The 14,996-nt window shown below is 69.6% G+C and carries 8 protein-coding genes; 4 read left to right on the top strand and 4 right to left on the bottom strand.

What is annotated here, in order from left to right; all coding sequences use genetic code 11:
* Window positions 1-5 precede the first annotated feature (5 nt).
* From ACZ7L0_RS02020 to ACZ7L0_RS02010, 3 genes are read left to right on the top strand one after another with little or no spacing between them, the layout of a single operon-like run.
* The gene (locus tag ACZ7L0_RS02020) at window positions 6-3,251 is read left to right on the top strand and encodes a glycosyl hydrolase family 28 protein (RefSeq protein ID WP_471240437.1); all 3,246 of its coding nucleotides are present in this window, start codon (window positions 6-8) and stop codon (window positions 3,249-3,251) included.
* Entirely contained in the window at window positions 3,248-5,497 is a 2,250-nt protein-coding gene (locus ACZ7L0_RS02015) for an alpha-galactosidase (protein ID WP_471240436.1), read from the top strand. The genes ACZ7L0_RS02020 and ACZ7L0_RS02015 overlap by 4 nt, the downstream gene beginning before the upstream one ends.
* A 10-nt stretch (window positions 5,498-5,507) precedes the next feature.
* The gene (locus ACZ7L0_RS02010) at window positions 5,508-7,556 is read left to right on the top strand and encodes a PQQ-dependent sugar dehydrogenase (protein ID WP_471240435.1); all 2,049 of its coding nucleotides are present in this window, start codon (window positions 5,508-5,510) and stop codon (window positions 7,554-7,556) included.
* A gap of 15 nt (window positions 7,557-7,571) precedes the next feature.
* Here the strand turns inward: ACZ7L0_RS02010 and ACZ7L0_RS02005 are convergent, their stop codons facing one another.
* Together ACZ7L0_RS02005 and ACZ7L0_RS02000 are read right to left on the bottom strand one after the other, a co-directional pair.
* Window positions 7,572-9,398: an AMP-dependent synthetase/ligase gene (locus ACZ7L0_RS02005; protein ID WP_471240434.1), complete on the bottom strand. Its 1,827-nt coding sequence runs from the start codon at window positions 9,396-9,398 to the stop codon at window positions 7,572-7,574.
* 431 nt (window positions 9,399-9,829) lie between these two features.
* Window positions 9,830-10,699, bottom strand: coding sequence for a LysR substrate-binding domain-containing protein (locus ACZ7L0_RS02000; RefSeq protein ID WP_471240433.1), 870 nt, complete (start codon window positions 10,697-10,699; stop codon window positions 9,830-9,832).
* 169 nt (window positions 10,700-10,868) lie between these two features.
* On the opposite strand from ACZ7L0_RS02000, the gene ACZ7L0_RS01995 reads away from it, so the two are divergent.
* Window positions 10,869-11,882: a bile acid:sodium symporter family protein gene (locus tag ACZ7L0_RS01995; RefSeq protein WP_471240432.1), complete on the top strand. Its 1,014-nt coding sequence runs from the start codon at window positions 10,869-10,871 to the stop codon at window positions 11,880-11,882.
* Window positions 11,883-11,916: 34 nt separating this feature from the next.
* Here the strand turns inward: ACZ7L0_RS01995 and ACZ7L0_RS01990 are convergent, their stop codons facing one another.
* Together ACZ7L0_RS01990 and ACZ7L0_RS01985 are read right to left on the bottom strand one after the other, a co-directional pair.
* Window positions 11,917-13,800, bottom strand: a complete 1,884-nt coding sequence (locus ACZ7L0_RS01990) for an exo-alpha-sialidase (protein WP_471240431.1) — start codon at window positions 13,798-13,800, stop codon at window positions 11,917-11,919.
* Window positions 13,801-13,966: 166 nt separating this feature from the next.
* Window positions 13,967-14,884, bottom strand: a complete 918-nt coding sequence (locus tag ACZ7L0_RS01985) for a quinone oxidoreductase family protein (RefSeq protein WP_471240430.1) — start codon at window positions 14,882-14,884, stop codon at window positions 13,967-13,969.
* Between the last annotated feature and the right edge of the window lie 112 nt (window positions 14,885-14,996).

The following is a 14,996-nucleotide window of genomic DNA, read 5'->3' as shown; positions in this document are numbered from 1 at the left end:
CTCACATGCGACCCCCCACCGCACACGGGAAGGGGGCGGCGGCGACCGTGTTCCTCGTCCTCGCCGTCGTCCTCGGACTCACGCACCCCTCGGCCCTCGCGGCCGGGCGGCCCGCGCCGCACCCGGCCGCCGTCTTCGACGTGCGCGACTACGGCGCCAAGGCGGACGGATCCACCAACGACACCCCGGCCATCGACAAGGCCGTCACGGCCGCGAACGCCGCGGGCGGCGGCACCGTCCGCTTCCCGGCCGGCACCTACAAGTCCAAGAACACCATCCACATGAAGAGCGACGTGACGCTCCAGGTCGACAAGGGCGCCACGATCCAGGGCTCCAGCGCCGACACCTACGACAAGGCCGAGTCCAACCCGTACGACGACTACCAGGACTACGGGCACAGCCACTTCCGCGACGCGATGATCTACGGCGACCGCCTGACCAACATCGGCTTCACCGGCGAGGGCGTCATCGACGGGCTAGGCAACCTCATCACCGGCAACCCCGGCTCCGGCGAAGCCGACAAGATCATCTCGCTCACCCGGTGCGACGGGCTCAGGATCGGCGACGGCCTCACCCTGCGCCGCGGCGGCCACTTCGCCGCCCTCGTCAACGGCTGCAAGAACGTCACCTCGGACCGTCTGACCATCGACACCGCGAGCGACCGCGACGGCTGGAACATCATCTCCACCACCGACGTCACCATCACCCACGCGAACATCAGGGCCAACGACGACGCCCTGGTCTTCAAGAGCGACTACGCCCTCGGCGCCAAGCTCCCCAACGGCCATGTCCGGGTCGGCGACTCCTACCTGTCGGCGCGGTGCTGCAACGCCCTGATGTTCGGCTCCGAGACCTGCGGCGACTTCTCCGACTACCGGTTCGAGAAGATTCGCATCGAGGGCGCCGACAAGTCCGGGCTCGGCATGGTCTCCATGGACGGCGCCAAGATCTCCGACGTCCACTACCGCGACATCACCATGACGGACGTGCACTCGCCGATCATGCAGAAGATCGGGACACGGAAGCGGTGCGGCAACAGTCCTGGCGTGGGATCCATCAGCGACGTCACGTACGAGAACATCACGGCCACCGGCAGCAGCCCCTCCTTCAGCCCGACCCTGTGGGGGGAGAACGGCCACCGCATCAACGGGATCACCTTCACCGACGTCGACATCACCGTGCCCGGCGGCAACGGCACGATGTCCACCGGCGTGCCGAGCAACGACCCGGGCGACTACAACCCCAAGAGCATCGGTACACGGCCGGCGTACGGCTGGTATCTGCACAACGTGGACAATGTGCGGCTGACCGACAGTTCGGTGCGGTTCGCGGCCGGCGACGGGCGCCCGGCCGTCATCGCCAACGCGGCGAGCGGCCTGCGGTTCACCCGCTTCACCGCTCAGCACGGCAGCGACGCGCCGCACGACATGGGCTTCCAGAACGTCACCGGCTACTGCCTGACGGACAGTCACACCACCTCCGGTTCAGCGCTCCGCGTGGCCGGCAGCGGATCGACGGAGAACTGCGGCTCCACGGCCGCCGTGCACCCCCGCGACCAGCAGAACCCCCGCCAGGACTTCCTGCGGGCCTCCGTCGGCGGGCTCTTCCTGCACTGGGGCCTGCGAACCGCCCCCGCCCACACCAGCTGCACCGCCTGGGAGAACGACGTCACCAGCGGCGGATGGACGCCGGATTACTGGGTGAACGAAGCCCGGAAACTGCATACGCAATACCTCGTACTGGCGACCTTCCACAGCCGTCTCGGCTACGCCCGCCCCTGGCCGTCGAAGATCCCCGGCTCCTGCTCCACCAAGCGGGACTTCCTCGGCGAACTGATCAACGCCGCCAGGGCCAAGGGTATGAAGGTCATCCTCTACATGACCGACGACCCCCAATGGCACGACGAGGGCGGCCACGAGTGGCTCGACTCGGCCGCCTACTCCGCCTCCAAGGGCAAGGACGTCGACCTCACCACGCGCGACGGGTTCGGCCAGTTCAGCTACGACAACTTCTTCGAGGTCATGGACCGCTATCCCGACCTCGGCGGCTTCTGGATCGACAACGACAACGCGTACTGGGAGAGCCACGACCTGTACGCGCAGATCTACCAGAAGCGCCCGGGCTACACGCTCAGCAACAACAACGAAGACACACCGATCATGGACATGATCAGCAATGAGCAGAAGACAGGGATGTCGCCTGCATACGATTACCCGCAGGCTGTATACACCGCGCAACCACGCCTGACCGAAGCCGACTTCAAACTGCCCTCGTCCGGCGCCTGGTGGTACGACGGCTCGAACCCCGCCGTCGACCGTATGCTCACCCTCGGCCGGCTGGTCACCAACGCCGGCTCCTCGGTCAAGGCGCTCATGGCCGAGACAGCCCAGGTCAACGGGAAGTTCCCGTCCAACCAGGCCGCCTTCAACGACTTCGCCGACACCTACCTCGACCCCATCTGGGAGTCCCTGCACGGCACCGAGGGCGGCGGCTACCTGCACGGCGGCCTCAAACCCGGCTTCTGGAACGACGGTGCGCACGGCGTCACCACCATCGGCAGAACCGACCCCGGCCGCCAGTACATCCACGTCCTGACACCGCCCAGCACCAGCACCCTGCGTATCCGCGACAACGGCTACCGGATCGCCTCCGTCACCAACCTCCGCACCGGCGCGGCGGTCTCCTGGTCCCAGTCGGGCGGCGTACTGACGCTGCACGGCCTGGGCGCCTGGGACCCGTACGACACGGTCTTCAAGGTCCGGACCGCCGGACGGCAGGGCCTCTCCGGCGTCACCGTCGGTGCCAGTGCCTCGGCGAGCGGACACACGGGCTTGGCGGCCGGCGACGGCGACTACCTCACCTACTGGGACAACAACAAAACCCTCCCCGTCAACCTCACCTTCGACCTCGGCAGTTCGAAGAAGGTGCAGTACATCGGGCTCAACCAGCGCGAGGACTCCGTCGCCTACGCCCGCTCCGGCACCGAGCAGTCCGCCCGCATCAAGGACTACAAGGTGTTCCTCAGCAACGACGGTTCGACCTGGGGCAGCGCGGTGAAGACGGGACAGCTCGCGAGCCGCCGCGGAATCCAGGGCATCGACCTGACTGCGGCCGACGCCCGCTACGTACGCCTCGAGGTCGACACCACCTGGGCCGCGTCGACCGACACCGCCCGCTACAAGCGGCTGCGGATCGACGAGGCCTGGATCGGCACCGCATACGCCACACCCGCGAACGGGGGACAGTCATGATCCGCATCAGAGCATGGGCGGCCACGGTGGCCGGCCTGCTGACCGCCGCGGCGCTCCCGCTGCTCACCGCCGCTTCTCCCGCGACCGCCTCCGACAACGGCCAGTCGGTCCGCCCCGCCATGGGCTGGAGCAGCTGGAGCTTCGTGCGCCGCTCGCCGACCGAGGCGAAGATCAAGGCCCAGGCCGACGCCCTGGTGGCGAGCGGACTGAAGGACCACGGCTTCGTCCACGTCAACCTCGACGACTTCTGGCAGAAGTGCGACGACAACGGCTTCACCGTCGACTCCTACGGCCGCTGGGCCGTCGACACGGCCAAGTTCCCGGGCGGCATCAAGGCCCTGGCCGACTACGTCCACGCCAAGGGCCTGAAGTTCGGCTTCTACGTCACACCCGGCATCGCCAAGAACGCGGTCACCAAGAACACACCCATCGAGGGAACCTCGTACCACGCCAAGGACATCGCGGACACTTCGAAGACGGAGAAGAACTACAACTGCAAGAACATGTACTACATCGACTACCAGAAGCCGGGCGCCCAGGAATTCGTGAACTCCTGGGCAGGGCAGTTCGCCTCCTGGGGAGTCGACTACCTCAAGATCGACGGCGTGGGCAGCCAGGACGTCCCCGACGTCCAGGCCTGGGACAAGGCCCTGCGCGCCACGGGCCGGCCCATCACCTTCGCCCTGTCCAACAACCTCCCCGTCGACCACGCCACCACCTGGCGGCAACTGGCCAACAGCTGGCGCACCCAAGGTGACGTGGAGTGCTACTGCGGGCCGGGCCCCAACGGCAGCGGCTACCCGCTGACCGACTGGTCCCACGTCTTTGCCCGCTTCACCTCGGCCGCCACCTGGCAGCCGTACGCCGGACCCGGCGGCTGGAACGACCTGGACTCACTGGAGATCGGCAACGGCGACCAGGTGGGCCTCACCGCCGACCAGCGCCGCTCGCACTTCACACTGTGGGCGATGGCGGCGGCACCCCTGCTGCTCGGCACCGACCTCACCCACCTCGACTCCGTCGACAAGGCGATGCTCACCAACGACCGGCTGATCGGCGTCGACCAGGACGGCGTGGCCGCGAAGCGGATCGTCAACAGCGGTGTGCGGCAGGTGTGGAGCAAGAAGGAGAGCGACGGCCAGTACGTCGTGGCGCTGTTCAACACCGGCACCTCCGGCAGCGCCACCGTGAGCGTGAAGTGGTCCCAGGTCGGCTTCACCGGCTCCGGTGACGTCACCGACCTGTGGTCCGGCTCCCACAAGGGCGTGATCGCCGACTCCTACAGCGCGACCCTGCGTCCGGGCGAGACCCGGCTGATCCGGGTGAAACCCGTCAACTCCGCGAAACCGACGGCGGCTTCACCGGGTATGGCGGTCGCCCCGTACGAGTACCTCGGCTGGGGCAGCCCGCCCGACCCCACCTCCGTGATGGCAGCGACCGGCGTCAAGTGGTTCACGCTCGCGTTCATCCTCTCCGACGGCACCTGCAACCCCAAGTGGGACGGCACGCGCCCGCTGACCGGCGGCACCGACCAGTCGAGGATCAACGCGATCCGGGCCGCCGGCGGTGACGTGATGGTCTCCGTCGGCGGATGGAGCGGGGCCAAGCTCGGCGAGAAGTGCTCCAGCGCCTCGGGGCTCGCGGCCGCATACCAAAAAGTGATCACTGCATACCGTCTACAGGCGATCGACATCGACATCGAGAACACCGAGTGGTCGAACGCCACCGTGCGGCAACGCGTCGTCGACGCGCTGAAGACCGTGAAGGCGAACAACCCCGGCCTGAAGACCGTCATCACCTTCGGCACCACCACCAGCGGTCCCGACTCCACCGGCGTCGACATGATCAAGCGGGCGGCGAACTCCGGCCTGGTGAACGACGTCTGGTGCGTCATGCCGTTCGACTTCGGCGGCGGCACCACCAACATGGGCACACTGACCACCCAGGCCATGGAGGGCCTCAAGGCCCGCGTCAAGGCGGCGTACGGCTACAGCGACGCCACCACCTACGCTCACATCGGGCTGTCGTCGATGAACGGCAAGACGGACGACTCCGGCGAGCGCGTCCGGGTCGCCGACTTCAAGACGATGCTCGCCTACGCGCGGCAGCACCACATCGGCCGCCTCACCTCCTGGTCCGTCAATCGCGACCGCGCGTGCGGGTCCGGCACCGACGGCGACTCCTGCAGCGGCGTGACACAGCAGCCGTTCGACTACCTCAAGATCTTCACCCAGTACACGGGCTGAGGGGGCAACCATGAAACGCACCGGAGCACTGCCGTGGGCCGTCTCCCTGGCCCTCGCCGTGCCGCTCCTCGGCCTCGCCGCAGGCAGCGCGCAGGCGGCCACCGACTACCAGGCCGAGGACGCCGTCATTTCGCAGGGCACCGTGGCCACCAATCACACCGGCTACACGGGCACCGGCTTCGTCGACTACACCAACGTCAAGGGTTCGTACGTGGAGTTCACGGTGAGCTCGGCCTCCGCGGGCACCGCGTCCCTCACCTTCCGGTACGCCAACGGGACATCGGCCGCCCGCCCCATGGACGTCTCCGTGGGCGGCACGGTCGTCTCGTCCGGCGTCTCCTTCCCGGCCACCGCCGACTGGAACACCTGGGCGACCAAGACCCTCGACGTCCCGCTCACAGCGGGTTCGAACAAGATCCGCGCGACCGCCACCACCGCGGACGGCGGTCCCAACCTCGACCGCATCGGCGTCGGAGCGGCGGCCGACACCCAGGCACCGAGCCGCCCCGGCAGGCCCGGCTGCTCGGACATCGGCGAGAACGCGCTCACCCTGTCCTGGGGCGCGTCGACGGACGACACGGGCGTCACGGCGTACGACATCTACGAACACGGCAACAAGATCAGTGAGGCGGCCGGGAGCGCGACCAGCAAGGCCCTGACCGGCCTCGCGCCGAACACCGCCTACAACCTGACCGTCATCGCCCGTGACGCGGCCGGCAACACCTCCCCGGCGAGCCCGGTCGTCGACTGCACCACCAAGCCCAGCTCGGACACCACACCGCCGACCGCACCCGGAACACTGCATACAACCGACATCACTTCGAATACCGTCGGCCTCAGCTGGGGCGTGTCGACGGACGACCGAGCGGTCGTCGCCTACGACATCCGCAGCGGCACGACCGTCTACAAGTCCGTCACCGGCGGCACGTCGACGACCCTCACCGGCCTCGCCTGCAACAGCCCGTACTCCCTGGACGTCGTGGCCCGCGACGCGGCCGGCAACGTCTCCCAGGCGAGCAACACCGTCACCTTCACGACCAAGGCGTGCGCCACCGACGGCGGCGTCCCGTCCTCCATCTCCACACTGTCCACCGGCTGGACGATCCCCTGGGGCACCTACTGGATGCCCGACGGCCAGTCCGCCCTGATCACCGAGCGGGACGACTTCCGCGTCCGGAAACTGACCAAGGACGGCACCAGTACCCAGGTGGGGACGGTCCCCAACGCCGTCACCACCAACGGCGAGGGTGGTCTGCTCGGCGTCGCCGTCGATCCCAAGTGGGAGACCAATCACTACGTCTACTTCATGCACACGGCGTCGGAGGGCAACCGGGTCGTCCGCATGTCCTACGACGGCACGAAGCTGAGCGACTACACGGTCCTGCTCCAGGGCATCAAGAAGAACCGCTACCACAACGGCGGCCGCCTGGCCTTCGGCCCCGACGGCTACCTGTACGTCTCCACCGGCGAGGCCCAGACGCCCGACCTGGCCCAGGACAAGAACTCCCTCAACGGCAAGATCCTTCGTATGACGACCGACGGCAAGCCGGCCCCCGGCAACCCGTTCGGCAACTACGTCTACTCCTACGGGCACCGCAATCCGCAGGGCCTCGCCTTCGACCGCAACGGGCGTCTGTGGGAAGCGGAGTTCGGCAACAGCTCCAAGGACGAGCTCAACCTGATCAAGCCGGGGGCCAACTACGGCTGGCCGACCTGCGAGGGCAACTGCAGCGTCTCCGGCATGACCAACCCCAAGGCCACCTGGAACGTCTCGGAGGCCTCCCCGAGCGGCATCGCCATCGTCCGCAACGTCGTCTACATGGCGTCCCTGCGCGGCGAACGGCTGTGGCGCATCCCGATCAACGGCGACAACGACAGCGTCGGCACGCCGACCGCGTACTACGTCGGCACGTACGGGCGTCTGCGTACGGTCACCAAGGTGCCCGGCGCTGACCAGTTGTGGCTGTCGACCACCAATTGCGACAACAACGGAGGGGCGGCGGACGGGTCGGACAAGATATTCCGCGTGAGCATCGGCCAGGCGGCGCACCGCAGATGACCGCGCACTCCCCGCTCACGCCTGGTACAGCGCCTCCACCTCGTTGGCGTACGCGCTCTCGATCGCCTTCCGCTTCAGCTTCAGCGACGGCGTCAGCAGCCCGTGCTCCTCGGTGAAGGGCTGGGCGAGGATGCGGAAGGTACGGATCGACTCGGCCTGGGAGACGAGGGTGTTGGCGGCGACCACCGCCCGCCGCACCTCCGTCTCCAGGTCGGCGTCGCGCACCAGCTCGACGGGCGACATCTTGGCCTTGCCGCGCATCTGCAGCCAGTGCTCGACGGCCTCCTGGTCGAGGGTGACAAGGGCGGCGATGTACGGACGGTCGTTGCCCACCACGATGCACTGGTTGACCAGCGGGTGGTCGCGGACGCGTTCCTCCAGCACACCGGGCGAGACGCTCTTGCCGCCGGAGGTCACCAGGATCTCCTTCTTGCGGCCGGTGATGGTGAGGTAGCCGTCCTCGTCCAGGGTGCCCAGGTCGCCGGTGGCCAGCCAGCCGTCGTGCAGGGTTGCGTCGGTGGCCTTCTGGTTGTTGAGGTAGCCCTGGAAGACGTTGGGGCCGTGCAGCCAGACCTCGCTGTCGTCGGCGATGTGCACGGTGACGCCGGGGACGGCCTGGCCGACCGTGCCGTAGCGGGTGCGCTCGGGCGGGTTGGCGGTGGCGGCGGCGGTCGACTCGGTCAGACCGTAGCCTTCGTAGATCTGCACGCCCGCGCCGGCGAAGAACAGCCCCAGTCTGCGGTCCATCGCCGATCCGCCGGACATCGCATTCCGTATGCGACCGCCCATGGCAGCGCGCACCTTCGCATACACGAGCTTGTCGTACAGCTGGTGCTGCATACGAAGACCCGCCGAGGGGCCGGGTCCGATGTCCCAGGCCTTCGCCTCGAGCGCGTCCGCGTACTTCACCGCGACCTCGACGGCCTTCTCGAACGGCCCCGCCTTGCCCTCCTTCTCGGCCTTGCGGCGGGCGGCGTTGAACACCTTCTCGAAGATGTACGGCACCGCGAGGATGAATGTGGGCTTGAAGGCTTGCAGGTCGGGCAGGAGGGCGGCGGCGTTGAGCTGGGGCTGGTGTCCGAAGCGGACCCCGCCGCGGATCGCGGCCACCTCGACCATCCGCCCGAAGACATGGGCGAGCGGCAGGAACAGCAGCGTCGCCGCCTCGTCGCCCTTCCGGGAGTGGAACACCGGCTCCCAGCGCTGGATGACGGTGTCGGCCTCCCACATGAAGTTGCCGTGCGAGATGACGCAGCCCTTGGGGCGGCCCGTGGTGCCGGAGGTGTAGATGATGGTGGCGATCGAGTCGGGGGTGACGGCCTGCCGGTGCCGGTGCACCATCTCGTCGTCGAGGTGGGCGCCGGCGTCGTACAGCTCCTGCAGGGCGCCCGCGTCCAGCTGCCACAGCTCGCGCAGGTGCGGCAGCCGGTCGATGACGGTGGCGATGGTCATCGCGTGGTCCTCGTGCTCCACGATCGCCGCGGAGACCTCGGCGTCGTAGAGCATCCAGAAGCACTGTTCGGCCGAGGAGGTGGGGTAGACGGGCACCACCTGGGCGCCGATCGTCCACAGTGCGAAGTCGAAGAGGGTCCACTCGTAGCGGGTGCGGGACATGATCGCGACCCGGTCGCCGAAGCGGACGCCGCGGGCCAGGAGTCCCTTGGCGAGTGCGAGGACCTCGTCGCGGAATTCGGCGGAGGTCACGTCACGCCACCGTCCGAGCTCGTCCTTGCGGCCGAGCGCGACGTGCAGCGGGTCGGCGAGGGCGTGCTCGAAGACGACGTCGGCCAGACCGCCCACCGGTGGCGCCGACGCCAACGGAGGGTTGGTGAACTCGCGCAAACCCCGCTCCCCGCTCCTCGTGACGCTCGTCCGGCGCCGTGAAAGCTACCCCACCCGCTCACCCGGCGGGAGGGGGGAGGAAACAGGGCAAAGCTCACGTTTGCGTAGGCCCGTGACTGGAAAATGCCCGCACATGGGGAAGGGTCGGACAGAATCCTTACGGTTCAGTAAGTTTCGGTGCCGTAATCTCCACCGAATCTGTACGCCGTGATTACGGCGCTCGCGGTATGCGAACATCCCGATCGGGACCGCACATCTTGCGCCAGAAAGGTCTCATTCCAAGGGGTGCGACGCACCGGGACGGCACCGGAAACCTCACGAGAAGGTGCCGTGCACCAGGGCGACGACCGTCAGCGGCAGCAGCGTCCCGCCCGCCGCGCACCGGGCTCATCCCGAGCGGCATCCCGAGCGGCGTCTGCATCCGGAGCGAGTCAGCCGCCCCGCCGGTGCAGCCGTTCGCCGCCCGCCAGGATCGCCGCCGCGAGGGCGTCCGCCGCGTCCTGCGCCGGGGTCCGTGCCCGTCCGTGCACCAGTACGAAGTCGACCTTGCCGAGCTCCGGCAGTCCCGCCCGCTCGGGCACCCGGAACAGGCCGGGCGGTACCAGGCCGCGGGAGTGCGCCATCACGCCGAGGCCCGCCCGCGCCGCCGCGACGAGCCCGTTGAGGCTGCCGCTGGTACATACGATCCGCCAGGCTCGGCCCTGCCGCTCCAGGGCCTCCAGCGCGAGGGTCCGGGTGATACCGGGAGGCGGGTACACGATGAGCGGCACCGGCCGGTCGGGGTCCAGACGGAGCCGCTCGGCGCCGATCCAGACCAGGTCGTCGTGCCAGACCGGCTCGCCGCGCGGGTCCTGGGGGCGCCGCTTGGCCAGGACGAGGTCCAGCTTCCCGGCGGCCAGCTGTTCGTGCAGGGTGCCCGACAGCTCCACGGTCAGCTCGAGATCGACCTCGGGATGGTCGTAGCGGAAGCCCTCGAGGATCTCCGGAAGCCGGGTGAGGACGAAGTCCTCCGACGCGCCGAACCGCAGCCTGCCGCGCACCCGGGTGCCGGTGAAGAACGCCGCCGCCTGTTCGTGCACCGCCAGGATCCGGCGGGCGAAGCCGAGCATCGCCTCGCCGTCCTCGGTCAGCTCCACGGAGTGCGTGTCCCGCAGGAACAGCTGACGCCCGACGGCCTCCTCCAGGCGGCGCACGTGCTGGCTCACGGTCGACTGGCGCAGGCCGAGCCGCCGGGCGGCCTGGGTGAAGCTGAGCGTCTGGGCCACCGCGAGGAAGGTCCGCAGCTGGGTGGGGTCGTACACCCGCCCAAGGCTATCGCCGAACGTGATGACAGTGAGAGTGGTGTGCGGGATTCCCGATCGGTGAGTGGGGGAGGACGATGGAGGAGGGTCCTCCGGTTCCGGGAGCACCTCAGGCGCAGCGGACGAACGTGGATGGAGCCTTGTGAAACGCCTGCACCGGCCGAGTCGTATGCCGATCGACCCGTACATCCTGCTGCTGCTCGGCACGGTCGGCGTCGCCGCGCTGCTGCCGGCCCGCGGTACGGCCGCCGATGTCGCCTCCGGTGCGTCCACGGCCGCGATCGCCTTCCTGTTCTTCCTCTACGGCGCCCGGCTGTCCACCCGCGAGGCGCTGGACGGGCTGAGGCACTGGCGGCTCCACGTCACCGTTCTGGCCTGCACCTTCGTGGTGTTCCCGCTGCTCGGCCTGGCGGCGCGCGGGCTCGTGCCGGTGCTGCTGACCCAGCCGCTCTACCAGGGTCTGCTCTTCCTGACGCTCGTACCGTCGACGATCCAGTCGTCGATCGCGTTCACCTCGATCGCCCGCGGCAACGTGCCCGCCGCGATCTGCGCGGGCTCCTTCTCCTCCCTGGTCGGGATCGTGCTCACCCCGCTGCTGGCGGCCGCCCTGCTCGGCGGCGACGGCGGCGGCTTCTCCGCCGACTCGCTCCTGAAGATCGTGCTGCAGCTGCTCGTGCCGTTCCTCGCCGGGCAGCTGCTGCGGCCCTGGATCGGCGACTTCGTCGCCCGGCACAAGAAGGTCCTGGGCCTGGTCGACCGAGGCTCGATCCTGCTGGTCGTCTACACCGCGTTCAGCGAGGGCATGGTGCGGGGCGTCTGGCACCAGGTGAGCGCCGTCCGGCTGGCCGTGCTGCTGGCCGTCGAGGCCGTCCTGCTGGCCGTGATGCTCGCCCTGACCTGGTACGGCGCCGGGGCGCTGCGCTTTTCCCGTGAGGACCGGATCGCCATCCAGTTCGCCGGGTCGAAGAAGTCCCTGGCGTCCGGGCTGCCCATGGCGAGCGTCCTGTTCGGTGCGCACGCCTCGCTGGCCGTGCTGCCGCTGATGCTCTTCCACCAGATGCAGCTCATGGTGTGCGCGGTCATCGCCAGGCGCCGGGCGCGCGACCCGGAGACGTCCGCCGAACCGCCGGCCCCGGCCGCGGCGTCACGCACCGCGGCCGGCACCGGGCCGCGTCCCCGCTGAATCCCGCGCGCGGCGAGCGTCGTTCCCGGGCGGTTCAGCGACCGCGGGACACGCGGTCCAGGGGCAGCCACAGCACGGTGTTCCCGGTGGGCATCGGCGCCCGCGGATCGGCCAGTTCGCCGTCGGTCAGCGCCCGGTCCCAGACATGGACGTCGTCGATGGCGCCGGTGAAGAAGGCCCGGCTGTCCATGCGCTGGCCGATGTGGACGCCGAACGGGGAGTTGCGACTGACGGAGCCGGGCACATCGGCGACGGACGATTGCATACCGTCTATGAAGATCGTCAACCGGCCGCCGCCACGACGCAGCGCCAGTCGGTGCCACTGGCCGTCGTTGTAGGCGCCGGTGGTGCTCACGGTCGCGGTCCTGATGGCGCTCGCGCCGTCCCGTACGGTGATCAGCGCGCGTACGCGGTCGCTGTCCGGTTCGCCGCGCAGCCAGACCTGGGGCTGCGTGGTCCCGATGCCGCCCATCCACAGCAACGGCTGTTCCCCGGCCGTGGCGGTGTAACGGAACCACAGCGACGCCGTGAAGTCCTCGCTGCCGAGCGGCAGCCGGTCGCGGTACGGCAGGCGTACGGCGTCGTCGACGCCGTCGAAGTCCAGGGCGCCGCCCGACACGCCGTCCGTCTCCTCGGCGGAGCCCAGGACGGCCGCGCGCCGGGCGTGCGGGGCGAGGTCGGCGGTGGTCGGGTCGGGGCCGCGGCGCGGGGTGAGCCAGTCCTCGGTGAAGCGGGCGAAGCGGATCTCGTCGCGGGCGTCGACCGCGCCGCCCTCGTACATCAGGCCCACCGTGTCGCGGTCGGCGCGCACCAGGTCGGAGTAGCCGGACCAGTCCGTGGTGACGACCGTGCCCCGGTCCACGCTGTCCCAGGTGCGTCCGCCGTCGTAGGAGGAGCGGATCATCATCGTCCGGCGGCGGTCCGGGTCGCCCGGGCAGGCCAGCAGGATGCGGTCGCCCAGACGCAGTGTCGAGCCCTGGACCTGGGGGGTGTAGAGGTCCGGGAGGTCGCGGAACGGGGCGGTGAAGCTGTCGCCGCCGTCGCGGCTGACCGTCTGGGTGCGGTGGCCGAGGTCGGTGCCGTCCTGTTCCCGGCCGCTGACCAGGACCGAGCCGTCGGCGCGCTGGGTGAGGGTCAGTTCGGACGGCTTCTGCCGGAACGTGCCGTCGGCGGCGATCGGCCAGGTGTCGGCGGCCCCGGGCCGCCAGTGGTCGCCGCCGTCGTCGCTGACGATCAGCGCCGCGTGGTTGGCGGTGACCCGACTGCCGTCCCACGTCTCGGTGTTGACGCCGAACACCAGCCGTCCGGCATGTCCGCCCCGGGTCAGCTGGATGCCGTGCACCGGGCCGGTCGCATACCAGGAGTTCCAGTCGGGGGGCAGGATCTCAGGGCTCAGGTCGCGTGGTTCGGACCAGGTCAGGCCGTCGTCGTCGCTGTACTGGAGGTGCGGGGTGCGGTCGCAGGGAACCCGGCAGCCCGAACTGTCCGTACGGCCGGTGTTGTACGTCTCCGCCAGCAGGACGCGCCCGGTGTCCCGGTCCACGATCGGTGCCGGGTTGCCGTGCGTGTCGCCGGCGCCCTCGGTGACGACCCGCAGCGGGCCCCAGGTGCGGCCGCCGTCCGAGGAGCGTTTCACCACGATGTCGATGTCGGCCGCGTCCCCGCAGTTGAGGACCCGCCCCTCGGCGAACGCCAGCAGTGTGCCCTCCGTCGTCCGCACGATCGCCGGAATGCGGAAGCAGGCGTAGCCGGGGTCCTGGGAGGCCTTGAAGAGAACCTGCTGCTCGAAGCCGGCGGCGGGCCCGCCCGGTTGGGCGGCCTCGGCCGGCTTCGGCAGCAGGAGCGTGAGGAGCAGTGCGGCCACCGTGAGGACGGCGGCCAGGACGCGTCTGTGAGGTGCGCGAAGACTTGACGGCATGGTGCGACCTGCCCTTCATCCACCCGGATCCCGATATGAATCCGGTCATTCGGATCTCTGGACATCTGGACATCCCACGTCCAACGTGCGCTTTGTCGACGGTAGTTGGATCCTCGGGTGCCTCACAAGAAGCGTGCGGCCACTTCGCCGGACCGCCGGGGTGGGGTCAGGGGCGCAGCACCACCTTGCCGAGGTTGCTCCGCGACTCGACGACCGCGTGGGCGCGGGCCGCCTCCTCCAGCGCGAACTCCCCGTGCACGGCCGGGGTGAGCGCGCCGTCCGCGAACAGCCGCCAGAGCTCGAGACGCCACCGCTCGTACAGCTCCGGCCGCCCGCGGGCGATCCGTGCCATCTGGAATCCGATGACCGACTTGGCGCCCGCGAGGAGGTCGTACGCCTGGACGGTGCCGCCGCCCGAGCTGTATGCCACCAGCCGGCCGCCGGGAGCCAGGGCGGCGATCGCCGGGGCGAGCAGGTCGCCGCCGACTGCATCCAATATGTAGTCGGCGGGATGTCCCCAGCTGTCGTCCGTGTACGAAATGGCATCGTCGGCGCCGAGGGAACGGACGAAGTCCGCCTTGGCCGGGTCGGAGACGGCGCCCACCACCCGGGCAGCGCCCCGCACCCGTGCCAGTTGCACGGCGAGGTGACCGACGCCGCTCGCCGCTGCCGTGACCAGGGCCGTCTCGCCCCGCTCGGGTCGCGCCGCCTCCAGGGCGCCGAGCGCGACCAGACCGCTGCGGACCAGCGCCACCGCGTCGACGGCGGATGCGGCCTCGGGCACGGGTGAGGCCATCGTCTCGTGCAGGACCGCGAAGTCGGCGTACCCGTGCCCGAAGCACAGCCCCGTCACCGGCTCACCGGCTTCGAACCGGGTGACGCCGTCGCCGGCGGCCACGACCTCCCCGGCGACCTCGCCCCCCAGGGGGACGGGTTCGGCGGCCTCGGTGACCTTGCGTACGACGGGCAGGGTGACGCCGACGGCCTCGGTGCGCACGAGCAACTCGCCAGGCGCGGGTGCCGGGACGGGGGCGTCCTCCAGGAACAGGGGGCCGCCGGGGGAGTCGTACCGGACGCGACGCATCGCACCTCCAGATGGGACGGACGGAGCACGGGAATACCGTTGGGGACACCTATGAATTCATTGGGCGGCCCAACGGTAGCGGAGTGTTCGTTGGGAAGTCCAATGATTCTTC

The organism is Streptomyces sp. NPDC039424 (assembly GCF_055639495.1).
Note: the sequence above shows the minus strand (reverse complement) of the source record. Positions and strands in the feature narration are given on the sequence as shown.

Coding starts and splice junctions, on each gene's coding strand:
- ACZ7L0_RS01995 (WP_471240432.1), top strand. CDS start 10,869: ATGCCGATCGACCCGTACATCCTGCTGCTGCTCGGCACGGTCGGCGTC.
- ACZ7L0_RS01990 (WP_471240431.1), bottom strand. CDS start 13,800: ATGCCGTCAAGTCTTCGCGCACCTCACAGACGCGTCCTGGCCGCCGTC.
- ACZ7L0_RS02015 (WP_471240436.1), top strand. CDS start 3,248: ATGATCCGCATCAGAGCATGGGCGGCCACGGTGGCCGGCCTGCTGACC.
- ACZ7L0_RS01985 (WP_471240430.1), bottom strand. CDS start 14,884: ATGCGTCGCGTCCGGTACGACTCCCCCGGCGGCCCCCTGTTCCTGGAG.
- ACZ7L0_RS02010 (WP_471240435.1), top strand. CDS start 5,508: ATGAAACGCACCGGAGCACTGCCGTGGGCCGTCTCCCTGGCCCTCGCC.
- ACZ7L0_RS02020 (WP_471240437.1), top strand. CDS start 6: ATGCGACCCCCCACCGCACACGGGAAGGGGGCGGCGGCGACCGTGTTC.